Annotated in this window: 22 protein-coding genes; 11 read left to right on the forward strand and 11 right to left on the reverse strand. The window is 72.0% G+C overall.

From position 1 onward, the window contains the following. Positions 1-45: 45 nt before the first annotated feature. The 4 genes from ACQP2O_RS43315 to ACQP2O_RS43330 all read right to left on the reverse strand — a co-directional run bounded on the left by ACQP2O_RS43315 (position 46) and on the right by ACQP2O_RS43330 (position 5,298). Positions 46-528 (reverse strand): hypothetical protein, encoded by a 483-nt coding sequence (locus ACQP2O_RS43315; RefSeq protein ID WP_433175050.1) that lies wholly within the window; start codon positions 526-528, stop codon positions 46-48. 148 nt (positions 529-676) lie between these two features. Further along, the gene (locus ACQP2O_RS43320) at positions 677-2,572 is read right to left on the reverse strand and encodes a Vgb family protein (RefSeq protein WP_433175051.1); all 1,896 of its coding nucleotides are present in this window, start codon (positions 2,570-2,572) and stop codon (positions 677-679) included. Between the two features lie 257 nt (positions 2,573-2,829). Further along, entirely contained in the window at positions 2,830-3,423 is a 594-nt protein-coding gene (locus ACQP2O_RS43325; protein WP_433175052.1) for a hypothetical protein, read from the reverse strand. 126 nt (positions 3,424-3,549) lie between these two features. Further along, positions 3,550-5,298 carry a Vgb family protein gene (locus tag ACQP2O_RS43330; RefSeq protein ID WP_433175053.1) on the reverse strand — a complete coding sequence of 583 codons (1,749 nt, stop codon included), beginning with the start codon at positions 5,296-5,298 and terminating at the stop codon, positions 3,550-3,552. A gap of 231 nt (positions 5,299-5,529) precedes the next feature. On the opposite strand from ACQP2O_RS43330, the gene ACQP2O_RS43335 reads away from it, so the two are divergent. Next, on the forward strand, positions 5,530-6,168 hold the full coding sequence (locus ACQP2O_RS43335) for a TetR/AcrR family transcriptional regulator (RefSeq protein ID WP_433175054.1): 639 nt from the start codon (positions 5,530-5,532) through the stop codon (positions 6,166-6,168). Here the strand turns inward: ACQP2O_RS43335 and ACQP2O_RS43340 are convergent. Next, positions 6,165-6,902, reverse strand: a complete 738-nt coding sequence (locus ACQP2O_RS43340; protein WP_433175055.1) for a TetR/AcrR family transcriptional regulator — start codon at positions 6,900-6,902, stop codon at positions 6,165-6,167. The two genes, ACQP2O_RS43335 and ACQP2O_RS43340, sit on opposite strands and share 4 nt — an antisense overlap. A 426-nt stretch (positions 6,903-7,328) precedes the next feature. Between ACQP2O_RS43340 and ACQP2O_RS43345 the strand changes: the two genes are divergently transcribed. From ACQP2O_RS43345 to ACQP2O_RS43375, 7 genes are all read left to right on the forward strand, one after another. Continuing rightward, the gene (locus ACQP2O_RS43345; protein WP_433175056.1) at positions 7,329-8,018 is read left to right on the forward strand and encodes a GH12 family glycosyl hydrolase domain-containing protein; all 690 of its coding nucleotides are present in this window, start codon (positions 7,329-7,331) and stop codon (positions 8,016-8,018) included. A 102-nt stretch (positions 8,019-8,120) separates the two neighbouring features. Then, positions 8,121-9,584 (forward strand): MFS transporter, encoded by a 1,464-nt coding sequence (locus ACQP2O_RS43350; RefSeq protein WP_433175057.1) that lies wholly within the window; start codon positions 8,121-8,123, stop codon positions 9,582-9,584. A gap of 30 nt (positions 9,585-9,614) precedes the next feature. After that, entirely contained in the window at positions 9,615-10,106 is a 492-nt protein-coding gene (locus ACQP2O_RS43355) for a (2Fe-2S)-binding protein (RefSeq protein WP_433175058.1), read from the forward strand. Beyond that, the gene (locus tag ACQP2O_RS43360; protein ID WP_433175059.1) at positions 10,103-11,074 is read left to right on the forward strand and encodes an FAD binding domain-containing protein; all 972 of its coding nucleotides are present in this window, start codon (positions 10,103-10,105) and stop codon (positions 11,072-11,074) included. The genes ACQP2O_RS43355 and ACQP2O_RS43360 overlap by 4 nt, the downstream gene beginning before the upstream one ends. Then, complete coding sequence (locus tag ACQP2O_RS43365; protein ID WP_433175060.1) at positions 11,071-13,107, forward strand: xanthine dehydrogenase family protein molybdopterin-binding subunit; 2,037 nt, start codon at positions 11,071-11,073, stop codon at positions 13,105-13,107. Before ACQP2O_RS43360 ends, ACQP2O_RS43365 begins: the two co-directional genes overlap by 4 nt. Beyond that, a complete protein-coding gene (locus ACQP2O_RS43370; RefSeq protein WP_433175061.1) occupies positions 13,104-13,349 on the forward strand; it encodes a hypothetical protein in 246 nt (81 codons plus the stop codon). The genes ACQP2O_RS43365 and ACQP2O_RS43370 overlap by 4 nt, the downstream gene beginning before the upstream one ends. 91 nt (positions 13,350-13,440) lie before the next feature. Further along, on the forward strand, positions 13,441-16,005 hold the full coding sequence (locus ACQP2O_RS43375; protein ID WP_433175062.1) for an ATP-dependent Clp protease ATP-binding subunit: 2,565 nt from the start codon (positions 13,441-13,443) through the stop codon (positions 16,003-16,005). Positions 16,006-16,038: 33 nt separating this feature from the next. Here the strand turns inward: ACQP2O_RS43375 and ACQP2O_RS43380 are convergent, their stop codons facing one another. Together ACQP2O_RS43380 and ACQP2O_RS43385 are read right to left on the reverse strand one after the other, a co-directional pair. Next, positions 16,039-17,319 (reverse strand): RNA polymerase sigma factor, encoded by a 1,281-nt coding sequence (locus ACQP2O_RS43380; RefSeq protein WP_433175063.1) that lies wholly within the window; start codon positions 17,317-17,319, stop codon positions 16,039-16,041. 65 nt (positions 17,320-17,384) lie between these two features. After that, positions 17,385-17,723, reverse strand: coding sequence for a YciI family protein (locus ACQP2O_RS43385; protein WP_433175064.1), 339 nt, complete (start codon positions 17,721-17,723; stop codon positions 17,385-17,387). Between the two features lie 386 nt (positions 17,724-18,109). Between ACQP2O_RS43385 and ACQP2O_RS43390 the strand changes: the two genes are divergently transcribed. Next, positions 18,110-18,529, forward strand: coding sequence for a DoxX family protein (locus ACQP2O_RS43390; RefSeq protein WP_433175065.1), 420 nt, complete (start codon positions 18,110-18,112; stop codon positions 18,527-18,529). Between the two features lie 189 nt (positions 18,530-18,718). Here the strand turns inward: ACQP2O_RS43390 and ACQP2O_RS43395 are convergent, their stop codons facing one another. From ACQP2O_RS43395 to ACQP2O_RS43405, 3 genes are all read right to left on the reverse strand, one after another. After that, positions 18,719-19,084, reverse strand: a complete 366-nt coding sequence (locus ACQP2O_RS43395; RefSeq protein ID WP_433175066.1) for an Mth938-like domain-containing protein — start codon at positions 19,082-19,084, stop codon at positions 18,719-18,721. A 92-nt stretch (positions 19,085-19,176) separates the two neighbouring features. Continuing rightward, positions 19,177-20,724, reverse strand: coding sequence for a phytoene desaturase family protein (crtI, locus tag ACQP2O_RS43400; RefSeq protein ID WP_433175067.1), 1,548 nt, complete (start codon positions 20,722-20,724; stop codon positions 19,177-19,179). A 94-nt stretch (positions 20,725-20,818) separates the two neighbouring features. After that, positions 20,819-22,015, reverse strand: a complete 1,197-nt coding sequence (locus tag ACQP2O_RS43405; RefSeq protein WP_433175068.1) for a trans-sulfuration enzyme family protein — start codon at positions 22,013-22,015, stop codon at positions 20,819-20,821. Between the two features lie 64 nt (positions 22,016-22,079). Here ACQP2O_RS43405 and ACQP2O_RS43410 point away from each other — a divergent pair, with 64 nt between their 5' ends. Together ACQP2O_RS43410 and ACQP2O_RS43415 are read left to right on the forward strand one after the other, a co-directional pair. Then, the gene (locus ACQP2O_RS43410; RefSeq protein WP_433175069.1) at positions 22,080-23,504 is read left to right on the forward strand and encodes a PLP-dependent aminotransferase family protein; all 1,425 of its coding nucleotides are present in this window, start codon (positions 22,080-22,082) and stop codon (positions 23,502-23,504) included. A gap of 215 nt (positions 23,505-23,719) precedes the next feature. Then, positions 23,720-24,547 carry a hypothetical protein gene (locus ACQP2O_RS43415; protein WP_433175070.1) on the forward strand — a complete coding sequence of 276 codons (828 nt, stop codon included), beginning with the start codon at positions 23,720-23,722 and terminating at the stop codon, positions 24,545-24,547. A gap of 61 nt (positions 24,548-24,608) precedes the next feature. On the opposite strand, the gene ACQP2O_RS43420 is transcribed toward ACQP2O_RS43415, so the two are convergent. After that, positions 24,609-25,568, reverse strand: coding sequence for an acyl-ACP desaturase (locus ACQP2O_RS43420; protein ID WP_433175071.1), 960 nt, complete (start codon positions 25,566-25,568; stop codon positions 24,609-24,611). Between the last annotated feature and the right edge of the window lie 146 nt (positions 25,569-25,714).

Raw genomic sequence — 25,714 nt, forward strand, 5'->3', positions numbered from 1 at the left:
ATGATCATCAGATGTCCGCGCGTCACCGCCCGTTCATCCACTCGTCTACTTCCGCTGGAAGACGTCCTCGATTCCGCCGTCCCACGCGACGGTGAGGATCCTGCCCCCGGCACCGAGCGTCGCGTGGCCCGTGGTCCGGTCACGAGCACCGTTCGCGCACGTCAGCGCGATGCGCATCGCCGCGTCGACCGTCCCGGTGCAGAAGTACGGGGCGTTCAGCGCCGCCGCGCCGCGGAAGAGGTAGAGGGCGACCCGGGTGTTGCCGGTCCCGGTGACCCACGTGCCGTCGGCCGCGGACTTCCGCTCCGCTCCCGGGTGGACGCCGTTGACCGCCGGAGCGGACCCGATGCCCGGCGCACGCCCCGCCTGGGCGGTGCCCGGCGTACGGCCCGGGCCGGTGGCGGGGCTTCCCAGGGCGGACGGGGGAACGGCCGTCGGCGTCGCGCCGTGCCCGGCGCCGCCGCAGCCCGCCGCCGTCACGGCGAGCACCGTCACCGTGAGCGCCGCGGGGCCGTGCCGTCTTCCCATCCTGTCCTCCCCCTGCGCGATTCCGTGTTTCCGGCGGCGAGCCGTACGACCGGCCGTACGACCGACCAACCGGCCGGCGGGTCCGGATGAGCGCCGGTCGCGAAGGCCGATGGGGCGCCGGACGGCGCCGGCGCCCCATCGACGCGGCTCAGTGGCGGGCCTTCACCTTGACGGTGACCTTCTTGGGCGCCTTGACGTGCTTCTTGGCGCCCGTCTTGGCCTTCGGCTGCGGCCGGAGGCCGGCGACCAGCTTGGACAGCACCGACGTGGACGTCGTCGACCGCAGGGCCGGGGTGTCGGCGGGGTTGATGCCGGCGCCCAGGCTCATGACGCCGACGAGGTTCATCGCGTTGTTCGCCGAGCTCGACGGCAGGCCCATCATCTGGTTGATCACGCCGTCGAGGATCGAGGCGGGGCCGCATCCCTTGGCGGCGGGCACCGCGATCTTGTTGTTGATCTGGATCGGGTACGGCGACCAGCCGAGCGACGGGTCGCCGGCCCCGCCCGGCACGAGGACGGTCGGGGTCAGGCTCGTGGTGATCGGGCCGATGACGCAGTTCGAGCCGAGCAACTGGTTGTTGAGGTGGACGTTCAGCTGGGCGGTCGCCTGGATGCCGCCCTGGCCGAGCTGGACGGTGATCGGCGCCGCCAGCGACTGGGTGACGGTGAGCCGGTTGAACGGCAGCATCGCCGCCGGGGTCTTGCCCAGGATGGGGCCGATCAACGGCAGTTGCCCGATGAGGCCGCCGGGGACCTCGACGGGCTGCGACAGCAGCTGCTCCCCCATGACCGGCGCGTGCAGGACGCTGCCCGGGCTCAGCGAGGTGATGTAGCCGGTGACGCGGATGGCGTTCGGCGGGAGATCCAGGGCGAAACTCCCGATCTTCACGCTGCCGCCGGAGGTCACCTGGGACTGGCAGGTGGTGTTCTGCGGGCACTGGCTCTGGAACTTCGCCGCGATCCGCGGCGTGCTGCCCGACGCGAGCGGCGGGACGGCCGGGTGCGGCGAACCGGCCGGCGGCGACGCCGGGTCGAAACTGCCGACGGCGCCCCGGCCCGACTCGCTGAACCACAGCCGTCCGCCTGGGCCGGAGGTGATCCGCATCGGCGCGGACAGGGTGGCCGGAAGCGGGTACTCGCTGACGGCGCCCGACCCGGGGTCGATACTGCCGACGTTGCTGGCCGCGGCCTCGGTGAACCAGATCAGGCCGTCCGGGCCGACGGTGATGCCCGAAGGCGCGGAGTCGGCGGTGTTCACCGGGTACTCGACGATGTTGCCCGTGGCCGGGTCGAGCCGGCCGATCTTCCCGACGCCGGGCTCGGTGAACCAGAGGGCTCCGTCGGGGCCCTTGACGATCCCGCCGAGCGTCGGCGAGCCCGAGCCCGCGGACGCCGGATAGTAGGCGGTGACCGCGCCGGTCTTCGGGTCGAGCCGCCCGATCGAGCCGTCCGTCCCCGTGTACCAGATCGCGCCGTCGGGCCCGGCCGCGAGACCGTAGACGGCCGCGCCGGCGGTGGCGTACGCGGTGACGGTGCCCGAGGCGTCGATCCGGCCGATCGCCGTCGCCGAGACGCCGCCGAACCACATCGCACCGTCCGGACCCGCGACGATGTCGGTGAGCCTGCCGCCGGCGAAGTTGACGTCCGTGGTCGTGGGGACCTCGAACAGCGTCGTCTTCCCGGTCGCCGGATCGACGTACCCCACGCGTGGGACGTCGACGGAGGAGTCGGTGAACCAGAGCCGCCCGCCAGGTCCGGCGGCCATCGCGTCGGCCGCGCCGAACGTCTTCTGCGAGTTGGCGGGAAGGGGGTACTCGGTGACCTTTCCGGCCGAGTCCACCTTTCCGAGCCCGCCGGCGTTCTCGGCGAACCAGACGCTGCCGCTCGGGCCCGCCGTCAGGCCCGCAGGGGTGACGTCGGGTATGGGCAATCCGACCTCGGTGACGCCGGCGGCGGCGCCGGCGGGCGAGGTCGGGCTCAGGGCGACCGCGCCGAGCAGGGCCGCCGACGCGAGGACCCCCGCGCGCACACCACGATGGCGCATGCCATCGCCTCCTTGGATGCATCCCCCCGAGGACAACAGGACAGATCAGTAATGGGCTACTAGAAACCCACGGGTGTTTCACGTCAAGCCGATCAGTACCGCCCGACCGCTTCCGGTCACGTCGCGGTACGCGGAACGGCAAGGGCCGCCGGGAGACGGCCCTCAGGAAGGGCAGGGCCGCCGGGGGCCACCTGTACGGAGAGGGGGCAGGGGCCGCCGGACGGCGGCCCCTGCCCGTCTCGTGTCGCGCCCGGACGTCAGGTGATCGTCACGGTCGGGCTGGTGGTGTAGACGCCGGTCGCGGTGCCGGTCGGGCTGATGCTGCCGCAGGCGGACGTCCCGGAGAACGGCACGCTCGCGTTGGTGAACGTCGCCTTGCCGGTCGTGTTGCTGTAGCTGGCCGTGATCGTCGCCGGAGCGGTCGGCGCGGCCGTCACGGTGCAGCCGGGCAGCGTGCTGGTGGTGACCGTCACGCCGGCCGTGGGGATCGTGATCTTGACCTGGGTCGGGCTCGCCACGGCCAGCAGCGTCCAGCTGCCGTTCGTGTGGTTCGCCGTGATGGTCGCCGTGCCGCCGAAGTTGTCCGTGCAGCTGGTGAAGGTCGGGTCCGGGCTGATGTTGACCGGGCCGTACCCCGACGACGGGGTGGTGAACGCGATCGTCGAGCCGGTGCAGGTCACCGAGAACGACAGGCCGGACAGGGTGCCGGCGAACTTCACGCTCGTGCTGGTGGCGGTGATCGCGGTGCTGGCCGGGCTGACGCCGGCCGCGTAGGCGGTGCCGCCCATCATCGCGACCAGGGAACCCGCCCCGGCGATGGTCAGGGCGAGTTTCGCCGTCTTGGAGATCATGTGCTGTGCCTCTCGTACAAAGGGGACCGGGAACCGGCGTGGCCGGTCTCGGGTGGCGGGGGTGATGGCGGGGAGAAATAGGGAGAGGGAGATTGGCGGGGGATGTGAGTCACGGCCTCCTTCCGGTCAGTTGGCGTGGGCTCCCGCGCCGACGCTGAGAATCGCGGTGAGGTCGAGGGTGTTGCCCGAGGTCGAGGGCAGGCCCATGGTCGAGTTGATGACCCCGTCGAGGATTCCGCCGAGGCCGCAGCCCGCGGCCTTCGGCACGGCGATGGTGTCGTCCTTGATCTCGACGTTCAGGGGCTGCCAGCCGAGCTGCGGGTCGTGCGCCGAGCCGCCGGACCGGTCCGTCGGTCCCAGCTTCGCGGTGATCGGGCCGATGACGCAGTTGTCGCCGAGCAGGGTGTTGTTGAGGTGGACGTTCAGCTGCGCGGTGGCCTGCAGACCGCCGGGACCGAAGCCCACCGTGATCGGCCCGGCCAGGGACTGGGTGATCGTCAGCTTGTTGAACGGCAGCATCGCCGCCGGCGTCATGCCGAGAATCGGGCCGATGAGGGGCAGGGTGCCGATGATGCCTCCCGGCACCTCGACCGGGACCGATTCGAGCTGGGAGCCCGTGAGGGGCGGCTGGAGGACGGTCGAACCGCCGCTGAGCGAGGTGACGTAGCCGGTGACGCGCAGCGCGCCGGAGGGCATCGTCTGACTGAAGCTGCCGATCTTCACGCTGCCGCCCGTCGTGAGCTGGGTCTGGCAGATGATCGCGGTGGTGGGACAGCGCCCCTGGAACGACGCCGCGATCCGCGGGCTGGTCCCGTCGACGATGGGCGGGGCCGCGGCGTGCGGCGAGCCCGAGGGCGGCGTGGCCGGGGAGAACCGGCCCACGGCGCCCGTGCCCGGCTCCGCGAACCACAGCGCCCCGCCGGAGCCCTTGATGATCCGCATCGGCGCCGACAGGGCGTTCGGCAGCGGATACTCGGTGATCTTCTTGGTCGAGGGGACGATCCGGCCGACGTTGCCCGCGGCCGCCTCGGTGAACCACACGTTGCCGTCCGGGCCGGCGGTGATGCCCTCGGGCCCGGAGTTCGCGGTGGGCACGGCGTACTCGGTGATGGCGCCGGTGCCGGGCTCGATCCGGCCGATCTTCGCCACCCCGGGCTCGGTGAACCACACAGCGCCGTCGGGCCCGGCCGTGATGCCGCCGGCCGCCGGGTTGCCCGTCCCGGACGAGTCCGGCGAGTACGTCGTCACGTTGCCCGTGGCCGGGTCGAGACGCCCGATCGAGCCGCCGTTCGTGTCGGTGAACCACAGCGCCTTGTCCGGTCCCGTCGTGATCGCGTACGGCGACAGGCCGACGGTGGCGTACGCGGTGACCGCGCCCGACGAGGTGACCCGCCCGACCGCGCTGGACGCGCCGCCGGCGAACCACATGGCGCCGTCCGGGCCCGCGGTGATGTCGGTGAGCTGACCGCCCGCGAAGCTCACGTCTCCGCTGGTCGGCACCTCGTACGTCGTCACCGCCCCGGTGCTGGAGACCTTGCCGACGCGCGGTACCGCGGTGGACGCGTCGGTGAACCACACCGTGCCGTCCGAGGCGGTCGCGGCGCCCTCGGGGACGGCCACGCCGTGCTGGGAGTTCGCCGGGACGGCGAACTCCTTCACGGTGCCGAGGGTGTCGACGCGGCCGAGGCCCTGCGCGTGCTCGGCGACCCACACGCTGCCACCCGACCCGGTCGTCAGGCCGAGCGGCGTGCTGTCCGAAACGCTCAGCGCGGTCTCGGTGACCGTGCCCGCGGCGGCCTCGGCCGGGACGTACGGGAGTGCCACGACGAGCGCGGCCAGCAGGAACACTCCCGCTCTGGATCCACGATGGCGCATGCCACCGCCTCCTTGGGACTCATCCCCCGAGGACGACGTTGGGCCCGAAACTTGTCGGTAACAAACGAGCTTGCTTGAAATAGAAACCGTACGGTGTCTCATGTCAACCGCAGCCGGGACAACGGCCGGATCCGGCCGCCGCCGGATCCGGATCGGCGGCTCCTCGCCGTTTACGCCCACCCCGGCAGGCGATAGACAGCGATCAAGGCTCTACCGACGAGAGATCACCTCATGCGCGAAGGAACCCCGGAGGCCGGGCCGGACCCTGCCCCGCCACCGGCCCGCCCTCCCCGATGCCGACCGCGGCCGGGCTCGCCCGGCACGACGGGTTCCGGGCAGCGGGCCCGGCTCATCGACGCGCTCGTCGCCGTCGTGGCCGAGAACGGTTATTTACGGACCACGGTCGGCCAGGTCGCGGCCACGGCCGGAGTCCCCGAGAACGCCTTTCACACGCATTTCCGCGACCTCGACGAGTGCTTCCTGGCCGCGTACCGGCGCGGGACCGAGGTGCTGCTGACCACCGTGGAGGCCGCCTACCGGGCGGAGCCGTCCTGGCCGGCCGGGATCAGGGCCGGCCTCCGGGTGGTGCTGGAGCTGGTGGCCGCCGAACCGGCCTTCGCGCGGACGTGCCTCATCGAGGCGAGCGTCGCGGGCGCACGGGTCCACCGGGCACGGCTCGCCTTCCTCGCGAAGTTCCGCTCGTACTTGAGCGGCCCGGACGTTCCTCGCGTACCCGACGTCATCCGAGACGCCGTCATCGGCGGCGTCTACACAATGATCTACAACTATGTGGAGAGCGACCGGGCCGCCGAGCTCCCTGGCCTCCTGGACCCGCTGACCGACTTCACGCTGATGTTCTTCCGCGGTTAGTGGTCCGGGTCGAGCTGGGCCGCGGCCTCTTCGCGGCCGAGCGGCAGCAGTGCGAAGTAGACGAGGGAGGGAAGCAACGCGGGCAGCCGGTCACCCTCCCCCGCCTCCACGGCGGCGTAGACCGCTCCGTAGATCCCGCCGATGATCGCGTCGATGACGACCGTGGGAAGCGACGGGAGGTCGTAGGCGGCGTCGGCGAAGAACGGCCGGAAGCTCGCGAGGTGCGCGATCCGCGCCTTGCGCAGCCGGGGACCGGCGGCGTTCACCTCGACGAGGGCGGCCCGGGCGAACCGCGGCTCGGCGGCCAGCAGCTCGAGCATCACCCGAAGCCCCGCCCGGATGCCCTCGGTCCAGGACGGGGCGGCCCGGTAGGCGTTCGCCATCCGGTCGAGCAGGATGCCCGTCCCGCGCTCGTACGCGGCGAGGAAGCAGTCGTCCATCTCGGTGAAGTGGACGTAGAACGTCTTCTTGGTCACCCCGGCCGCTTCGGTGATCTTCGCGATGGTCGTCCGCGCGTAGCCGTGCTCCGCCACCACCTGGACGAACGCGTCGATGAGCCGGTCGTGCTGGATGCCGGCGACCGTCTCCGGCGGCAGCCCGTGCCGCCCGGGTTTGATGGCGCGGCCGGGCTCGCGGGCGGATCGGGATCCCGGGATGGCCGGCTCCGCGCCGGTCGCCGCCGAAAGGGTCGGAGCGTCACCGGTCGTCACCGGCCGTTCGGACTGCCTCGCCATGAACCCGCGCATTTCTCCCGATGCCGGAAAGCCGGCGCTCACCTGGTGTCCGGCTCAGACTACTTGCGGTACCCGAGGCCGAAAGGTTACCTTCCGCATCCCGGGAACGCACGAGGCCTCGGCCGAACCCGGCCCTGGCACGCGATTTCGCACCACCGATGGCCGGCCCGCGCACCATCGCGCGGTCTCGACGCCCCTCCGGCGGTCGTGACGTCATCCCCGCGCCGTCCGATGCCGGCCGCCCGTTCCGGACCCGGGCCGCCGCCGCACAGCGCACGAAACAGCGCGATAACACGGCTGTAAAACGACCATTGCATGTCCGCAATCCGGCTTCTATCGTGTGGGGCACCGCGGTTCCCTCTTCCCCGCAGCAGTCGAATTGACGTCGAAGCGCTTCGACGCTAATTCGACAGAGAGGCGATCGGTATGAAAGCGGCGCGATTCTCGGTGCCCGCATTGGTCCTCACCCTGGTATGCCTCGTGTGGTCCGGGACCGCCCAGGCGGCGACCTGGTCGTCCACCGACAAGTGGGGCACCTGGTCCAACGGCGGCTACACCCTCTACAACGACGTCTGGGGCAGCGGAGCCGGCCCGCAGACGATCTGGGCCAACTCCTACAGCAACTGGGGCGTGTGGGCGAACCACCCGAACACCGGGGGCGTGAAGTCCTACGCCAACGTCACGAAGAACATCGGCAGGTCGCTGAGCTCGCTCGGCTCCCTCAAGAGCAGCTTCAACGTCACAGTCCCGGGCTCCGGAGCGTACGAGTCGGCCTACGACATCTGGTCCAGCGACAACGCCTACGAGACCATGCTCTGGATGAACAAGACCGGTGCCGTCGGGCCGCTCGGGTCGTACCAGACCAGCGTCTCGGTCGGCGGCCACTCCTGGAGCGTCTACAAGGGCAGCAACGGCTCGAATCAGGTGTTCTCCTTCGTCCGGTCCGGCAATACCTCGTCCGGCAGCGTCGACATCCGCGCCGTGCTCAACTGGATCAAGAACGCCGGCTGGTTCGGTAATATCACGGTCGGAAACGTGCAGTTCGGGTACGAGATAACGTCCTCCAGCGGCGGCCTGAATTTCACGACCAATAGTTACTCGGTGTCGTCCAGCTGACGAACGCGAAATGCGGGTGAGGGCCCGTCCCCGCTCGGCCCTCACCCGCAACCTCCCGACATTTGGTGGTTTGGGTGGTTCCGTGCGGAGCACAGCAGCCACATGCCGACGGAACAGATCCCCGACGAGACGCTCCGTCACCGCTGGAAGGCGCTGGCGATCTGCCTGGTCGCCGCGTTCATGACGCTGCTGGACGTCAGCATCGTCAACGTCGCACTGCCGTCCATCCGCTCCGGCCTGCACGCGTCGCCGGACGGGCTGCAGTGGATCCTCAGCGGATACGCCCTGACGTTCGGCCTGACGCTGGTGCCGGCCGGGCGGCTCGGTGACGCGCGGAGCCGCCGGGCGGTCTTCATGGCCGGCCTCATGGTCTTCACCCTGGCCAGCGTCGCCGCCGGCGTCGCCCAGGACATCGTCTGGCTGGTCGTCGCCCGGCTCGTGCAGGGCATGGCCGGGGGACTGCTGAACCCGCAGATCGCGGGCCTGATCCAGGTGATGTTCCGCGGGCCGGAGCGGGGCCGGGCGTTCGGGAGGCTCGGGGCGACGATCGGCATCGCCACCGCCGCCGGACCGGTCATCGGCGGCGCGCTGATCGCGCTCGCCGGTGCGCAACAGGGCTGGCGATGGGTGTTCTACGTCAACGTCCCGGTCGGACTGATCGCGCTGCCGCTCGCCTGGCGGCTGCTGCCCGCGCCGAGCAGGACACACCGTCCGCAGGGCCTGGACCCGGTCGGCGTCGTGCTCCTCGGGGTCGGCGTGCTGGCGCTACTGCTCCCCTTCGTCCAGGAGCAGCAGTGGCACGGGCAGGCGAAGTGGCTGCTGGTACTGGCCGCGGTCGTCCTGTTGACGACCTTCCTCGGCTGGGAGCGGCGGCGCCGCGAGCCGATGATCGACCTGAGCCTGTTCCGCCGCCGCTCGTACGCCCTCGGCTCGGCGATCGCGCTGCTGTACTTCGCCGGCTTCACCGCGATCTTCTTCATCTTCACCCTCTACCTGCAGAACGGCCTGCACTACAGCGCGCTCCTGGCCGGCCTGTCGATCACGCCGTTCGCGGTCGGTTCGGGGGTCGCGGCGGCCGTCGGCGGCCGGATCGTCTCGCGGTTCGGCCGGCCGCTGGTGGCGGCGGGTCTCCTGATCGTCGCCGCCGGACTGGCGGCCGTTCTCCTGGCGGTCCACGCCGACCCGGGTCGGCACGTCGCCCTGGCGACCGCCGCGCCCTTCCTCCTGGCCGGGCTCGGCAGCGGCCTGGTGATCGCGCCCAACCAGACGATCACCCTGTCGGAGGTGCCGCCCGAGGGCGGCGGCAGCGCGGCGGGCGTGCTCCAGACGGGGCAGCGGATCGGTACCTCCGCCGGCATCGCGGCCGTGGGGGCGGTGTTCTTCGCCGCGGTGACCGGCACGCGCGGCGACTGGGCGGAGGCCTTCCAGCGCGGACTGCTCGTCGTCCTCGCGTTCGTGCTCGCCGCCCTCTGCGCCGCGGTCGCCGACCTGGTCATGGGCCGTCTCGAGACCCATCCGCGGCACGCGCGCGAGGCCCGGGACCGCCACCCCGTCACGGGCGGTTAGCCGGGAAGAGCCTGGGGTAGGGCAGCGCGCATGGTGGAGATCACGCTCCGGGTGAACGGCACGGAACACTCCGTGAGCGTCGACACCCGCGTTTCATTGCTGGACCTGCTGCGCGAGCACCTCGGCCTGACCGGCTCCAAGAAGGGCTGCGATCACGGCCAGTGCGGCGCGTGCACGGTTCTGATCGACGGGCGGCGGGCCAACGCGTGCCTCGCGCTGGCCGTCGCACAGGACGGCTCGGAGATCACGACGGTCGAGGGCCTGGCCGACGGGTCCGACCTGCATCCGCTCCAGGCCGCGTTCATCGCGCGCGACGCCTTCCAGTGCGGGTACTGCACTCCGGGCCAGCTCTGCTCCGCGGCCGGGATGCTGGCCGAAGAGGGGCCGAGCGCGATCACCGACGACATGGCCGCCGATCCCCCGCTCACGCGGGAGGAGATCCGCGAGCGCATGAGCGGGAACCTGTGCCGGTGCGGCGCCTACGTCAACATCGTCGCCGCGATCGAGGATGTGGCCGGGTGAGGCCGTTCGAGTACACGCGGGCCCGCGACGCCGCCGAGGCGCTGGGCGCGTACCGGCCGGGGACGATGTACCTCGGGGGCGGCACCAACCTCGTCGACCTGATGCGGCTGGGCGTCGCCCGGCCGGATCGTCTCGTGGACGTGAGCCGCCTCCCGTACGACCGGATCGAGGAGGCCGACGGGGGCCTGCGCGTCGGCGCCGCGGTGCGCAACACCGACCTGGCCGTCCACCCCGTCGTCCGCGCGCGCTACCCGATGCTGGCACGGTCCGTGCTGTCCGGGGCGTCCGGGCAGGTCCGCGCCATGGCGACGGTCGCCGGCAACCTGCTGCAGCGGACCCGCTGCTCGTACTTCCAGGACGTTTCCAAGCCGTGCAACAAGCGCGAGCCGGGGACCGGCTGCCCGGCGATCGCCGGCGACCACCACAACCTGGCGATCCTCGGGTACTCCGAGCACTGCGTGGCCACCCACCCCTCCGACATGGCGGTCGCGCTGGCCGCCCTGGACGCGCGCGTGCTCGTCACCGGCGCGGGCGGCGACCGCGCGATCCCGATGCCCGGCCTGCACCGGCTGCCAGACGACCGGCCGGACCGCGACACGGTGCTGGAGCCCGGCGATCTGATCACGGCGGTGGAGCTGCCGCCGCCTCCTCCGGGCGCCTCCCGCTACCGGAAGGTCCGCGAACGCGCGTCATTCGCGTTCGCGCTGGTCTCCATCGCCGCGGTGCTCGACATGGGGGAAGATGGAACGGTCCGCGACTGTCGGCTGGCGCTCGGCGGCGTGGCCCACGCGCCTTGGCGCGCGTACCTCGCCGAGGAGGCGCTGCGCGGTGCCCCGGCCCGCGAAGAGGAGTTCGCGCGGGCCGCCGACGCCGAGCTCGACCAGGCGCGGCCGCTGCCGCACAACGGCTACAAGGTGCCGCTGGCCCGCAATCTGATCGTCCGCACGCTGCTGGAGCTGGTCCCATGAATCGTGTCGAGGGCCTGGACAAGGTGACGGGGCGGGCGACGTACGCATACGAGCACAGCGTCCCGGGCGTCGCGTACGCCCACGCCGTCCCGTCGACGATCGCGCGCGGGCGGATCCGGTCGATCGACACGGCGGCGGTCCTGGCGATCCCCGGCGTGCTCGCCGTCCTGTCCGGCGACGATCCCCCGGAGCTCGGCGAGGACGTCGACGATCCGGAGCTGCGGCTCTTCCAGGACCGTACGGTCGCCTACCACGGGCAGATCGTCGCCGCGGTGGTCGCCGAGACGCTCGAGATCGCCCGCGACGCCGCCGGCGCCCTGCGGATCGAGTACGACGCCGAGCCGCACGACGTGCGGCTGCGCCCCGACCACCCCGGGCTGTACCGCCCGGAGAAGGTCAACCCGGCGCTGCCGACCGACGTGGAGTACGGGGACGTCGCCGCCGGTCTGGCGGACGCGGCGGTCACCGTCGACGCGACGTACACCACGCCGGTCCTGCACAACAACCCGATCGAGCCGCACGCCGCGCTCGCCGTCTGGGACGAGGACGGCGGGCTGACGGTGTACGACTCGACCCAGGGCGCGTCCGCGGACCGGGACGCGATCGCGGCGGTGCTCCGCCTGCCGCCCGAACGGGTCCGGGTGATCTCGCCACACGTCGGCGGCGGGTTCGGGTGCAAGGGCACCACCCGGCCGACCGCGATTCTGGCCGCCCTCGCCGCCCGTGCGGCGGGCCGGCCGGTCAAGGCCGCGGTGACGCGGCAGCAGATGTTCGACGTCACCGGGTACCGCACGCCGACGATCCAGCGGCTGCGGCTGGGCGCGGACGCCGCGGGCCGGCTCACCGCCGTGGCCCACGATGCCGTCGTGCAGACCTCGACCGTCCGGGAGTTCGCCGAGCAGGCCGCGGCGGTGACGCGGACGATGTACGCGACGCCCAACCTGAGGACGACGCACCGGCTGGTCCGGCTGGACGTGCCGACGCCGTCGTGGATGCGCGCGCCCGGCGAGTGCCCCGGCATGTACGCCCTGGAGTCGGCCATGGACGAGCTCGCCCACGCCGCCGGGATGGACCCCATCGAGCTGCGCGTCATCAACGAGCCCGACACCGAGCCGCAGAGCGGGCTGCCGTTCAGTTCCCGCAACCTGATCGCCTGCCTGCGGGAGGGGGCGCACCGCTTCGGCTGGGACGCCCGCCACCGCGATCGGGGCGCCCGCCGGGACGGCCGGTGGCTCATCGGCACCGGCGTCGCCGCCTCGACGTACCCCGCCCGGCGCCTCGCCGCGCGGGCGGAGGCCACGGCCCAGGGGGACGATTTCGTGGTCCGGATCGCCGCCGCCGACATCGGCACCGGCTCCCGTACCGCGCTGACCCGGATCGCGGCGCAGACCCTCGGCGTCTCCCCCGACCGGGTGCGGGTCGAGGTCGGTGACAGCGCGCTGCCGAAGGCCCCGCTCGCGGGCGGATCGATGGGCACCGCGTCCTGGGGCTCGGCCGTCGTAAAGGCGTGCGAGGGGCTGCTGAAGAACGGCGAGCACGGCAGCGGCGACACCACCGATGACGTCGAAGCCGACTCGAAGCTCGCGCGTCAGGCGTTCGGCGCGCAGTTCACCGAGGTCCGCGTCGACGCGGACACCGGCGAGGTGCGCGTGTCGCGGCTGCTCGGCGTGTTCGCGGCCGGGCGGATCGTCGACCCGGTCCTCGCCCGCTCCCAGTTCATCGGCGGCATGACCATGGGCCTCGGCATGGCCCTCATGGAGCAGACCGTCATCGACGAGCGGTTCGGTGACTTCCTCACCGACGACCTCGCCCAGTACCACGTCGCCGCCTGCGCCGACGTCCCCGACATCGAGGCCTTCTGGATCGACGAGGACGATCCGCACCTCAACCCCATGGGTGCCAAGGGCATCGGGGAGATCGGCATCGTCGGCACCGCCGCGGCGATCGCCAACGCGGTCTTCCACGCCACCGGCCGGCGCGTACGCGACCTGCCCATCACCCCCGACAAGCTCCTAGGGAGGAGTTCGCGATGACCGAGCACGACCTTCCGGACCGGGGACAGCCCGGGCGTCCGGAGGAGGTCGTCCATCCCGACCCGGTGCCGGAGGAGACTCCGGGCATCGAGGAGCCCGAGGCCGACTTCATCGAGCAGCACCTGCGGAACAACGAAGACGAGGAGCCGTCCCCCGCCGAGGAGATCCCCTTCGACGCCAACGAGGCGGACGTCATCGAACAGCGGACCACCACGCCGCGCCTCGACGAGGACTACCCGTGACGTCACGCGTTTCACACGGCCGCCTGGGGTAGGGGTGGCGGCACGCCGGATTCGATCACGCCGGGGTCTCGCCTGGTGAGGAGGTCATGAGATGTCCGAAGGAGTGTACGGCGGCGGGGGGACGGACCCGTTCGAGGAGTTCCTGGCCCGATTCTTCGGAGCGGGCATGCCGAGACGGCCCGCGAACCGCGTGAACATCGCGCGCTTCATGACCGAAGGCGCGCGCGAACTCGTGCGCGACGCCGCCGTCAAGGCGGCCGAATGGGGCAGCCCCGACCTGGACACCGACCACCTGCTGTGGGCCGCGGCGCGGCAGGACGTGACGCGGCACCTGCTGGCCCGCGCCGGCGCCGACCCGGAGGCGCTCGAACGCCAGGTCGAACAGGAGGTGCGCCGCGGCCCGGCCCGTCAGACCTCCGCGCAGCTCACCCCCTCGGCCAAGCGCGCGCTGCTGGACGCCCACCAGATCTCCCGTGCCGTGGGATCCTCCTATATCGGCCCGGAGCACATCCTGTTCGCGCTCGCGGTCAACCCCGAGTCGCCGGCCGGACGGCTGCTGCACGGCGCGCGGATCACGCCGGAGTCGCTGCAGTCGGCGGTGAGCGGCGGCCCGCTGAGCGCCGGCCCTGCCGCCGGCGCCGCCGGGCGTCCCCCGTCCGACACGCCGACGCTGGACGAGTTCGGGCGCGACCTCAGCGCGATGGCCGCCGAGGGGAAGATCGACCCGGTCGTGGGCCGCGACGAGGAGATCGAGCAGACGATCGAGGTGCTGTCCCGGCGGACGAAGAACAACCCCGTCCTGATCGGCGACCCCGGGGTGGGCAAGACCGCCATCGTCGAGGGCATCGCCCAGCGCATCGCCGACGGCGAGGTCCCCGAGACCGTCCGGGGGAAGCGGCTGATCCAGCTGGACCTGGCCGGGCTGGTGGCCGGCACCCGCTACCGGGGCGACTTCGAGGAGCGGCTGAAGAAGGTCGTCGACGAGATCAGCACGCACGGCGACGAGCTGATCGTGTTCATCGACGAGATCCACACGATGGTGACGGCCGGCGGGGCCGAGGGCGGCATGACCGCCGGGAACATGCTCAAACCCGCCCTGGCCCGCGGCGAGCTGCACGTCATCGGCGCGACGACCGTCGACGAGTACCGCAAGAACATCGAGAAGGACGCCGCGCTCGAACGCCGATTCCAGCCGATCCTGGTACCCGAGCCGAACCCCGAGGACACCATCGAGATCCTCTGCGGGCTGCGCGATCGGTACGAGGCCCACCACCAGGTCCGGTTCACCGACGAGGCGCTGGTCGCGGCGGTCGACCTGTCGAGCCGCTACCTCACCGACCGGTTCCTGCCGGACAAGGCGATCGACCTGATCGACCAGGCCGGCGCGCGCGTGCGGCTGCGCACCAAGACGCCCGGCCGCGACGTACGGCGGCTCGAGGAGGAGCTGGACCAGCGCCGCCGTGAGAAGGACCAGGCCGTCGCCGACGAGAAGTACGAGAAGGCCGCCGCGCTCCGTGACGAGATCGCCGAGCTCGAACGGCACGTCGCCACCTCGGCCGGCGGCGGAGGCACCGGCTCGGTGCCCGAGGTCACCCCCGAGGACATCGCCGAGGTCGTCTCGCGGATCACCGGGATCCCCGTCGCGCAGCTCACCGTCGAGGAGCGCGAGCGGCTCATCCGGCTGGAGGAGCACCTGCACCAGCGGGTGGTGGGTCAGGACGAGGCGGTCACCGCGGTCGCCGAGGCCGTGCGCCGGTCCCGCGCCGGGCTCGGCGACCCGAACCGGCCGATCGGCAGCTTCCTGTTCCTCGGGCCGACCGGCGTGGGCAAGACCGAACTGGCCCGCGCGCTGGCCGAGGCGCTGTTCGGCAGCCAGGACCGCATGGTGCGCTTCGACATGAGCGAGTTCCAGGAACGGCACACGGTCAGCCGCCTGATGGGCGCGCCTCCCGGCTACGTCGGGTACGAGGAGGCCGGCCAGCTCACCGAGGCCGTGCACCGCCGCCCGTACTCCGTCGTGCTGCTCGACGAGATCGAGAAGGCGCACCCGGACGTCTTCAACGTGCTGCTGCAGCTGCTCGACGACGGGCGACTCACCGACGCGCAGGGCCGTACCGTCGACTTCCGCAACACCGTCATCATCATGACCAGCAACCTCGGCTCCGAGGTCATCGGCACCGGCGGGCTCACCACCGGCTTCTCCGACGGCCGGGACGGTGAGGACGCGTCACTACGCGACCGGCTCATGCGGCGGCTGCAGGAGGCGTTCCGGCCGGAGTTCCTGAACCGCATCGACGAGATCATCGTCTTCCGCCGCCTCGACGCCGAGCAGCTGCGGCAGATCACCGACCTGCTGCTGGACGAGACCCGGCGCCGCCTGCACGCCCAGGACCTGTCGATCGAGTTCACCAAGGAGGCGGTGGACTGGCTGGCACGGCGCGGCTACCAGCCGGAGTTCGGGGCACGGCCGCTGCGGCGCACGATCCAGCGGGAGGTCGACAACCGCCTGTCCAGCCTGCTGCTCGGCGGCCGGCTCAACCCGGGCGACGAGGTACGGGTGACCGTCCACGACGACCGGATCGACTTCGAGATCACGAACACGCGGAGCGGACCGGCCGACGCCGACCGGCCGGTGGGGCTGGATCGGAATCCTTGAGGAGCTCGCGGTTGCCCCACCGCGCACGTGGGGTCACGCGTCGTCCAATGCCTCCCGGCCGCATACGGCGGCCCGTCTCAGGAGCACCGCGCGCTCGCGATCGTTGCGGGTGAGCGACGCCGCGCGCTCGAACTCGGCACGGGCCTCGTCGCGCCGGCCGAGCCGCTCCAGGAGGTCACCGCGCACGCTCGGCAGCAGGTGGTACCCCTTCAACGCCGGCTCCCCGATCAGCCCCTCGACGATCTCCAGGCCGCGGTCGGGGCCGTGCGCCATCGCGACCGCGACGGCGCGGTTCAGCTCCACCACCGGGGACGGCGCGACCTTTCCCAGCGCCTCGTACAGGGTGGCGATGCGCACCCAGTCCGTGTCCTCCGCGGTCTGCGCCTGGGCGTGGCAGGCGGCGATCGCGGCCTGCAGCACGTACGGGCCGAACCCCGAGCCGATCTCCTCCGCCCGCAGAAGCGCCGCGAAGCCACGGCGGATGAGCAGCCGGTCCCAGCGTGCGCGGTCCTGATCCAGCAGCGGGATCGGCTCCCCGGACGGTCCGACCCGCGCGGTCAAACGTGAAGCCTGGATCTCCATCAGGGCGACGAGGCCATGGATCTCCGGTTCCTTGGGCATGAGCTCGGCCAGGACCCGGCCGAGCCGCAGGGCCTCCTGGCAGAGCGCGGGGCGCGTCCAGTCATCGCCGGCCGTCGCGGAGTAGCCCTCATTGAAGATCAGGTAGAGGACCTCCAGGACGGAGGACAGGCGAGCGGCCCGCTCGTCCTCCGGCGGCACCTCGAACGGGACCTTCTTCGCGGCGAGGGTCCGCTTCGCCCGGACGATCCGCTGGGCGACGGTCGCCTCGGGGACGAGGAACGCCCGGGCGATCTCGTCCGTCGTCAGCCCGCCCAGCAGCCGGAGCGTGAGCGCGACCCGCGCCTCCGTGGAGAGCACCGGATGGCAGGAGATGAACATCAGGCGCAGCAGGTCGTCGCCCAGGTCCTCCTCGAGGGCGGCCTCCAGTTCGGCGTCGGTCGGGTCGGGGCGCGTCTCGAGGTCCCGGCCGATCTCCTGCTGCTTGAGCTCCAGCCGCTTGTCGCGGCGGATGCGGTCGATCGCCCGGTGCTTGGCGGTGGCCATGAGCCAGGCGCCGGGATTGTCCGGGACGCCTGACTCCGGCCACTGCTCGAGGGCGGCGACGAGGGCATCCTGCGCGAGTTCCTCGGCCACGCCGACGTCGCGCATCATGCGGGTGAGCCCGGCGATGATCCGCGCGGACTCCAGCCGCCAGATGGCGTCGATCGTCCGGTGCACCTCGGTTGCCGTCACGCAGCCGATCAGAGCACCGCTGTCCTCGCCGGCGCAACCCGCCGCCTGTCAGGGCCTCCGGTCTACTAGGCCGGGCCGAAGACCTCGCGGATCTCGCCCTCGCCGTCCCCGACGAGCTGCCAGAACCGCTTGGACAGCTCGATGGCCTCCTCCTTCGTACGGACCTCGATGAGCGCGAAGCCGACGACGGCCTCCTTCGCCTCGGTGAAGGGCCCGTCCGTGACGGTGACCTTGCCGCCCTCGGACTTGATGTAGGTGCCGTGCGGGTTGAGCCCGCCGGTCGCCAGGAGCACGCCCGTGCGGGTCATCTCATCGATGAACGCGCCCATCTCGGCCATGAGCTTCTCGTCCGGCGGGCCGCCCGCCGACTGCCCGTCGTCCTTGGTCATCAGCAGAAACCGCATGATCGTTCTCCTTCTGCTCGGGAGGCGGTCGCCGTACGGTCCGGCCGGCTCTTCCCCGCCTCTGCTCACGCGTCGAACAGACCCCGGCCGGATCGACACGCCCTCAGAAGTTTTTTCTACCGACCTGTCCGCGGCGAATGGAAGCGGGCGGGCACGCCCCCCCGAGGCAGGCACGCCCCTCGAGGCTGGCGAGCACGCGCCCCGCGACCCTCCTCAAAAAATTTCCGGCCGGGTGTCGATTGGAGGGTCCGCCGTTCGACGCGTGAGCAGAGGCCGGGAGAGACGCTCCGTGGATCCCGGCGAGGCGACCGCAGCCGGCGGCCGCGGCGCACCCGGTCTCGTCCGCGTTCCCATACGCCGCAGTCCACCGGAAGGAAGAAGACACCATGCTCGCCACCGAGACCATCGCCGCCCCCCGTACGACCGGAAAGCGCGCGGCGACGATCGCGCTGTGGACGATCCAGATCCTGCTGGCCGCGTTCCTGCTGATCGCCTCGGCCGCACCGAAGTTCGCCGGGCAGCGGGACGCGGTCGAGACGTTCGCGAAGATCGGCTGGGGCCAGTGGTTCCGCTACGTCACCGGCGCCGTCGAGGCCGCCGGCGCCATCGGCCTGCTCATCCCCCGCCTCGCCGCCTGGGCCGCGCTCGGCCTCATCGGTCTCATGATCGGCGCGATCCTGACGCAGGTGCTCGTCCTGCAGCCGGCGTGGGCGCTGCTCCCGGCGGTGTTCGGCGTGGCGTTCGCCGTGATCGCCCGGGTGCGGATGCCGCAGGCCGTTCCGCCGGCCGCCGTGTTCCGGCGCTGAGGCGGCGGTCCCTGCGCCGGGGGCCGGGCGGACGTTCTGGAGCGTCCGGCCGGTCCTCCGGCGTCGACGGCTATCTGATCCCCGAGTGCGATCTGCTCTTGGCTCGCATGAGCCGGCGTTCGTCCTCGTCGGCCCCACCCCAGATCCCGTACCGCTGGGCGGTCTCCAGCGAATACACGCGCGGCGCGGTCAGCAGGTCGAGTGGAACAGGCCGCCGACGGCCTCCGTCTCGGCCAGCCGGTTGTAGAGCCGTACGGCCTCGGTCGTCTCCTCCACGTGCACCCGCACTCCGCCGTCTTCCAGGAGCTTCGCGGTCTCGGGCATGACGTTCAGGCGGAGTTCCATCCCCCGGCTCAGCACCACGGTCGTGCAGCCCCGCTCAAGGAACTCCCGCACCTCGTCGGGTCGGATGCCCGGTTCGTGGCTGGTTCCATGCTCAGACCAGTCCCAGGCCCGCCCGCCGCCGGGATACAGCCGGAAGTCCTTGCCGGGCCGCAGGCCCTCGACCTCCATCCGGCCCCAGGAGATGTGGGTGATCCGCGGCGCTCTGTCCATCGAAGTTCCTCCCTGCCGGTCGGTCCCTCCACAGTGTGGCCTGGCCGTCGTCTCCGGGCGGCCGTCTTCTCCGGTGCGCCGCGCGAGGTCCGTCATCGCGGGTCGCTCGCGGGGTCGGGGACGCGCTGGTGGTCCGGGCCGATGACGGTGCGGCGCGTACGGTCCGCCGGGACGCCGGTGATGCGGTCTGCGGCGAGCCGGCCCGACAGCAGGGCCGCGGGGACGCCGACGCCGGGGACGGTGCCGCAGCCCGCCAGTACCGCGTTGTCGACCGCGCGTGGCAGGTTCTCGGGACGGAACGGCCCGGTCTGGGGGAAGGTGTGCGCCAAGCTGAACGGCGTCCCGGCGGCCAGTCCCTGCCGCCGCCAGTCGGCGGGTGTGAGGACGTGCAGCGTGTCGACGGTGCTGGGCGCGAAGCCGAGGCGGCCCGCCACCACGTCGATGAGCTCGCGGACGTACGCCGGACCGGTGCGGTCCCAGTCGAAGGGCCCGTCGTTCAGGTTGGGGACGGGGGTGAGGAGGGACACCAGCTGCCGCCCGGGCGGCGCGAGGGACGGGTCCGTGGCCGTCGGCCGGGTCAGCAGCAGCGACGGGTCGCGCATCAGGCGGCCGTCGCGGACGAGGTCGTCGAACGCCGCTTCCCAGGCCTGGCCGAACAGGAGGGTGTGGTGGCCGGTCCCCGCCCACGCGCCGGGCGCGGCCAGGTGCACCACGACCGCCGAGGGCGCGAACCGCAGCCGCCACGGGCGGCGTGGTGTCCCGCCCAGTAGGCGGTACGCCTCCGGCAGGTCACAGCTGAGCACGATCGCGTCGCACGCGAGCCGTTCGCCTCGGTCGGTGCGGACCGCGGTGACGCGACGGCCCCGGCGCTCCAGCGACGCGGCCGCCGTCGCGTACCGGAAGGCGATGCCGGCGTCGGCCGCCGCACCGGCCAGGGCGTCGGGCAGCGCCCGCATCCCGCCGAGCGGGAAGTACACGCCGCCGACGGTGTCCATGTACGCGATCACGGCGTAGAGCGCGAGCGCCCGGCGCGGCGCCAGACCGGCGTACAGCGCCTGGAAGGTGAAGATCCGCCGGAGCCGTTCGTCGCGGAGGAACCGTCCGACGGCCCGGTCCCACCGGCCGAATCCGCCGAGCGCCGCGAGCCGTGCGAGCCGGGGCGTCAGCAGGCCGAGCGGTGAGTCGACGTTCGCCGCGATGAACGCCGCGTACTCGACGTCGTGCAGCCGGGTCAGCCAGCGGCGGAGCCGCCGGTAGCCGGCCGCCTCCGCCGGTCCGGCGAAGGTGTGGACCGCCTCGGTCATCGCCTCGGCGTCGGTGTGGACGTCGAGGGTGGTCCCGTCGGCGAAACGTGCCCGGTAGGCGGGGTCCAGCCGTACCAGGGGCAGCCGGTCGGCGAGCGACTCGCCGACCGCCGCGAGCGTGTCGCCGACGATGCCGGGCATCGTCAGCACGGTCGGCCCGGTGTCCATGCGGTGGCCGTGCGCGTCGTGGCGGCCGGCGCGCCCGCCGGGCACCGGGGCCCGCTCGACGACGGTGACCTCCCGGCCCCGCCCGGCGAGATGGAGCGCGGCGGCCAGCCCGGAGAGTCCCGCGCCGATCACCACGATCCGGTCGGTCCTCCCCGCGACGGTGCGCATTCCCCTCGCGTACCCGGGATCTCCCGGACCGAAGCACAGGCGTCAGGGCGTCACCGCAGGTCAGCGCCGGAATCGAGCGGTTCGTAGGAGATTGTCAGCCGGCCTTGCGGAGGGCCTGGTCGAGGTCCGCCCACAGATCGTCGGGGTGCTCGATGCCGACGGTGACGCGAATCGTCCCGGCGCCGAAGCCCGCCGCCCGCAGTTGCTCGTCGGTGAGCTGCCGGTGGGAGGTGCTCGCCGGGTGCATGACGTACGTCTTGACGGTCCCGAGCGACGGGCTCAGGCTGGCCAGCCGTACGGCTCCGGCGAACACCTTCCCGGCCTCGCGCCAGCCCGCCAGGTCGAAGGAGAGCACTCCCCCGTGGCCGTCGGGCATGAGCCGGGACGCCAGCTCGTGGTCCGGATGGTCCGGCAGGCCCGGGTAGCGGACGGACGCGACCGCGGGGTGACCCGCGAGCCGCCCGGCCAGGTCGAGGGCGTTGTCGGAGTGCCGCCGCATCCGCAGGGCCAGGGTCTGCATGCCGCGCAGCGTGAGCCAGGCGGCGAACGGGTCGGCCGAGGCGCCGAGTTCGACCGCGTAGTGCCAGACCTTCCGGTGAAGCTCCTCCGTGGCGAAGACCACGACGCCGCCGAGCACGTCCGAGTGCCCGCCGAGGTACTTCGTGGCCGAGTGCACGACGATGTCCGCGCCGTGGGCGATCGGCCGGAACAGGATCGGGCTCGCGAAGGTGTTGTCGACGACGCTGAGCACCCCCGCGTCCTTCGCGACGGCGAACAGCGCGGGCAGGTCCACGACCTGAGTCGTCGGGTTGGCGATCGTCTCCAGGTAGAGCAGCCGGGTGTTCGGGCGCAGCGCGGCGCGGACTTCCTCCGGGTCGGAGCCGGAGACGTACGTCACCTCGACGCCCCACCGTTCGGCGAGGTCGTCGAGCATCGCGATCGTCGCGCCGTACAGGCAGTTCTGCGCGACGACGTGGTCACCGGAACGCAGCAGGGCGAGCAGCACCGAGTTGATGGCCCCCATCCCGGAGGCCGCGGCGAGCCCGGCGGCGCCGCCCTCGAGGTCGGCCACGGCCTCCTCCAGCGCCCGGACGGTCGGGTTGCCGAGCCGGCTGTAGAAGAACGCGCCGTCCGGGCCGCCGAACGCCTCGGCCATCGCGTCGGAGTCCTCGAAGGCGAAGACGTGGTTCTGGTAGATCGGCGTTCCGAGCGGCCGGCTGCCCGTCACCTCCACGACGGGCGTGTGAACGGTCCTGGTCTCCGGGTGCGGTACGTCGTGTGGTGAGTTCATACCCTCCATCCTCGGCCGGGGCGGCCCACGACCCCAGTGCCAATACCGCATAATTGGTCCGCATATGGAGCCAATTGAGATCACCGAGAGACTGGGTCGATGGTCGGCCGGCCGTGGCCCTCTGCACGTCCTGCTCGCGGCGCGCCTGCGGCGGCTGATCGACGATGGCGACCTGCCCTCGGGCACGCCGCTGCCGCCCGACCGCGCCCTGGCCGCGACTCTCGCCGTGGGGCGCGGCACCGTCGTCGCCGCGTACGACGCGCTCCGCCAGGAGGGCCGGATCGTACGCCGCCAGGGCAGCGGCACACGGGTGGCCGGACCGCCGTCGGAGGTCGCGCACCAGACCACCGGCGCACCGGTGTTCCTCCACTTGCTGGAGCCGCGCGACGACGTGATCCTCCTCGCGTGCGCCGCGCTGGACGCCCCGCCGCCCGAGCTGACACGCGCGTACGAGGCGATCCTGCCCACGCTGGCCGCGACCACCGGCGACATCGGCTACCACCCGTACGGCCACGCCACCCTGCGCGCCGCGATCGCCGACCGCTACGCGCTGCGCGGCGTGCCGACCGCCCCGGACCAGATCCTCGTCACCAACGGCGCCCAGCAGGCACTGTCCCTGCTCGCCCGCGCCTTCATTCGGCCGGGCGACCGCGTACTCGTCGAGGCGCCGACCTACCCGGGCGCGCTGGAGGCGTTCCGCGATGAGGCGGCGGTGCTCCGGGGCCTGCCGGTCGGCCTGGACGGATTCGAGCACGCGGTGCGCGAACATCGCCCGGCCCTGGCGTACGTCATCTCGACCTTCCACAACCCGACCGGCGCGGTACTGCCCGCCCTCGCACGCCGGCGACTGGTCGAGACGGCCGCCGCAGCGGGAGTGCCGCTGATCGACGACGAGGTCGTCGCCGAGCCGCCGTTCCCCGGCGAGCAGACCCCGCCCCCGATGGCCGCGTACGGCGACGCCGTCATCTCGATCGGCTCGCTGAGCAAAATCGTGTGGGGCGGCCTGCGGATCGGCTGGGTACGCGCCCCCGCCCCGGTCATCGACCGGCTCGCGCGGCTGCGTGCCGTACAGGACCTCGGCGGGAACATCCCCGCCCAGTTGGCCGCCGCCGAGCTACTCCCCCACCTCGACGCCCTGTGCCGACGCCGCGCGGCCGACCGCCTCACCGGCCACGACCACCTACGCGCCGAACTGGCCCAGCGGCTGCCCGACTGGGAGGCTCCGCCCGTACGCGGCGGGCAGACGCTCTGGGTCCGCCTGCCGCGCGGCGACGGCGCGTCCTTCGCCCAGACCGCGATGCGCCACGGCGTCGCCGTACTGCCGGGCGAGGGACTCGACGCGTCCGGCCGGAGCACGGAGTACATCCGCGTCCACTTCCTCGCACCGCGCGACGAACTGACCGAGGCAGTGCGCCGCCTAGCCGAGGCCTGGCACGCCTACGAGGCAGCGCCCAACCGTGTTCGCCCGCCCACGGCGATGGCCGTGTGATGTTGATTCAGCGGCGATACGGCGTTGCATCCAGTCCGTGACGCTTGCCATCTCAGCAGCCCCTACCCCCTACTCTGAGCGCGCCCTGGCCCTGTCGGCCGGTTGCGCCCACACGAGGGTCTGGGTCATCATCGGGGCATGATCTCCAACCGAAAGGGCGGCGACGCCCACGCGCGTTGATCGCGCCGACGCGGCGCCATGACGCCGCTGCACCTGTGGCCGACCTCCGTGGCAAGAGAGCTCACGGCCTCTGGCAGGAAGCCATCAAGATCCGGCAGGAGTGGCTCGACCACGGGCTTTCCACGCAGCCGGCCGACCGGCGGACCACCGAAGACAGCCTGAGCGCGATCTACGCGAAGGTCCTTCGCCCACGACCCCGGTTCGAATGGGTGGACTCTCCGGCTCAGGCGATCTCGCTTGTCGCCGAACTGCCCACCCTCGACCGGCTCTACGCATGGATCCGTGACCTTCGTCCGCGAGGGACACCACCGCTGGCCAGTGATCTGGCCATGGAGCTGTCCAAGCTGCGGGGCGCGCTCAGCGCCGGCGTTTCCCACGCCGACCCTGAGCTGTCCCCGGCGCGGAAGGGCAAGCACAACGAGCCCTGGCCCGAAGTGCCACCGCTGAAGGCGTTCGAGCTCGGCGTTCCCCTGGGCGTCGTGCTGCACCAGGGCATCCGCGTCGCGCTGGACCGGAGCCTCGCCCACGGGTTCCGCATACGGCTCCGAAACGCGCTGGCCGGCAGCGGGCCCGTACCGGTGTGCTGGTACGGGCAGCAGGAAGCGGCGTGGACCGCCTACTACGACGCCCTGCACCGGCTCGGGCTGGCCCGCTACGGGCCGGACGAACTCGACCTCCTCGGCCACTGGGCCGCGCTCACGCGCTCCTGCGGCTGGTGGTGGCCCGGCGAAGAAGTGTGCGTCGTGGCGGATCGACCCGAACTGGTCCGCACCGAGCCAGTCCCTGGGACCTGTCACGACGAGGTCCGGCTCCGACGCGATGGCGTCCGCTACCGCGACGGCTGGCACCCGCTGCTGGCATGAGCCCTGGCCGGGCCGGGACGAGACCGGTTCTCTCGTCCCGGCCCGCGCGGCGACGTGGGTGTCACCGCGTCTCGGCGTCCGCCTTCGCCGCCCGGGCCTGGCGTTCGGCACGGCGATCGGTGAAACGTGTCGCCGCCGTCTCGAGCCCTTCCAGGAACTCTGACAGTTCCTCGCGGGCCTTGTCCCCGTCGCCTTCCAGACCTTCGAGCTCGAAGACCTGCCACTGCCGCAGGACCGGGGAGAGCACGTCGTCGAGGTGCACTCGCAGGTCGTAGATGCCGGCGTTGGCGATGGCGACCGACTTGCGCAGGAAACCGTCGATGGTGTGGCCGGGCATCTGGAAGCTCGTCACCACATCGGTGACGGCACGCATCGTTTCGTCGGGGGACAGTTCGAAGGCCGCCGCGAGCAGATTGCGGTAGAAGAGCATGTGCAGGTTCTCGTCGGCGGCCACCCGCGCCAGCAGGCGCTCGCACGCCGGATCGCCCGAGGCCCTACCGGTGTTGCGGTGAGAGATGCGCGTCGCCAGCTCTTGGAAGGAGACGTACGCGAGGGCGTGGAGCATCTTGTCGCCGTGGTCGGCCTGGTAGCCGCCTTCCATGTGCCGCATGCGCGCACGTTCGAGCGCGACCGGGTCGACGGCCCGGGTGACGGTGAGGTAGTCGCGGATGACGATGCCGTGCCGGTTCTCCTCGGCCGTCCAGCGTTCGACCCAGGTACCCCACGCGCCGTCCCGGCCGAAGATGGTCGCGATCTCCCGGTGGTAACCGGGCAGGTTGTCCTCGGTGAGAAGGTTGACGATCAGTGCCTCTCTCGCCGCGGACGGGATGTTCGTGTCCTCGGGCGACCATGCTTCACCGTCGAATGGTCCGTCGAAGTCGCGGCCCTGGCTCCACGGCACGTACTGGTGCGGGAACCACTCCTTGGCCGTGGACAGGTGACGATCGAGCTCTACCGCGACGACAGGCTCGAGCTCCATCAGCAGCTCGGTGGTCGTGTGCGGACGTGACGTGAGCGGCATCCTTGTTCCCCCGAATCGTGGCGTTGGTCAGTGTGAACTGGTCGGGCGGTATGTACTGCTCCGCCCGATGCGAGGCCGTACGCCTGCTTGGTGACCCTAGGCGATGCGCTCGCCGCGTTGACGACGCCCTAGCCGGTCGAGGGTCC

The organism is Actinoallomurus sp. CA-150999, assembly GCF_050942425.1.
In the GTDB taxonomy this organism is placed as follows: Bacteria; Actinomycetota; Actinomycetes; order Streptosporangiales; family Streptosporangiaceae; genus Actinoallomurus.

Bases quoted from the DNA above. Each gene is read 5' to 3' on its own strand.
- ACQP2O_RS43315 (WP_433175050.1), bottom strand. From the start codon at position 528: ATGGGAAGACGGCACGGCCCCGCGGCGCTCACGGTGACGGTGCTCGCC.
- ACQP2O_RS43320 (WP_433175051.1), bottom strand. From the start codon at position 2,572: ATGCGCCATCGTGGTGTGCGCGCGGGGGTCCTCGCGTCGGCGGCCCTG.
- ACQP2O_RS43325 (WP_433175052.1), bottom strand. From the start codon at position 3,423: ATGATCTCCAAGACGGCGAAACTCGCCCTGACCATCGCCGGGGCGGGT.
- ACQP2O_RS43330 (WP_433175053.1), bottom strand. From the start codon at position 5,298: ATGCGCCATCGTGGATCCAGAGCGGGAGTGTTCCTGCTGGCCGCGCTC.
- ACQP2O_RS43335 (WP_433175054.1), top strand. From the start codon at position 5,530: ATGCGCGAAGGAACCCCGGAGGCCGGGCCGGACCCTGCCCCGCCACCG.
- ACQP2O_RS43340 (WP_433175055.1), bottom strand. From the start codon at position 6,902: ATGGCGAGGCAGTCCGAACGGCCGGTGACGACCGGTGACGCTCCGACC.
- ACQP2O_RS43345 (WP_433175056.1), top strand. From the start codon at position 7,329: ATGAAAGCGGCGCGATTCTCGGTGCCCGCATTGGTCCTCACCCTGGTA.
- ACQP2O_RS43350 (WP_433175057.1), top strand. From the start codon at position 8,121: ATGCCGACGGAACAGATCCCCGACGAGACGCTCCGTCACCGCTGGAAG.
- ACQP2O_RS43355 (WP_433175058.1), top strand. From the start codon at position 9,615: ATGGTGGAGATCACGCTCCGGGTGAACGGCACGGAACACTCCGTGAGC.
- ACQP2O_RS43365 (WP_433175060.1), top strand. From the start codon at position 11,071: ATGAATCGTGTCGAGGGCCTGGACAAGGTGACGGGGCGGGCGACGTAC.
- ACQP2O_RS43370 (WP_433175061.1), top strand. From the start codon at position 13,104: ATGACCGAGCACGACCTTCCGGACCGGGGACAGCCCGGGCGTCCGGAG.
- ACQP2O_RS43375 (WP_433175062.1), top strand. From the start codon at position 13,441: ATGTCCGAAGGAGTGTACGGCGGCGGGGGGACGGACCCGTTCGAGGAG.
- ACQP2O_RS43385 (WP_433175064.1), bottom strand. From the start codon at position 17,723: ATGCGGTTTCTGCTGATGACCAAGGACGACGGGCAGTCGGCGGGCGGC.
- ACQP2O_RS43390 (WP_433175065.1), top strand. From the start codon at position 18,110: ATGCTCGCCACCGAGACCATCGCCGCCCCCCGTACGACCGGAAAGCGC.
- ACQP2O_RS43395 (WP_433175066.1), bottom strand. From the start codon at position 19,084: ATGGACAGAGCGCCGCGGATCACCCACATCTCCTGGGGCCGGATGGAG.
- crtI (WP_433175067.1), bottom strand. From the start codon at position 20,724: ATGCGCACCGTCGCGGGGAGGACCGACCGGATCGTGGTGATCGGCGCG.
- ACQP2O_RS43405 (WP_433175068.1), bottom strand. From the start codon at position 22,015: ATGAACTCACCACACGACGTACCGCACCCGGAGACCAGGACCGTTCAC.
- ACQP2O_RS43410 (WP_433175069.1), top strand. From the start codon at position 22,080: ATGGAGCCAATTGAGATCACCGAGAGACTGGGTCGATGGTCGGCCGGC.
- ACQP2O_RS43420 (WP_433175071.1), bottom strand. From the start codon at position 25,568: ATGCCGCTCACGTCACGTCCGCACACGACCACCGAGCTGCTGATGGAG.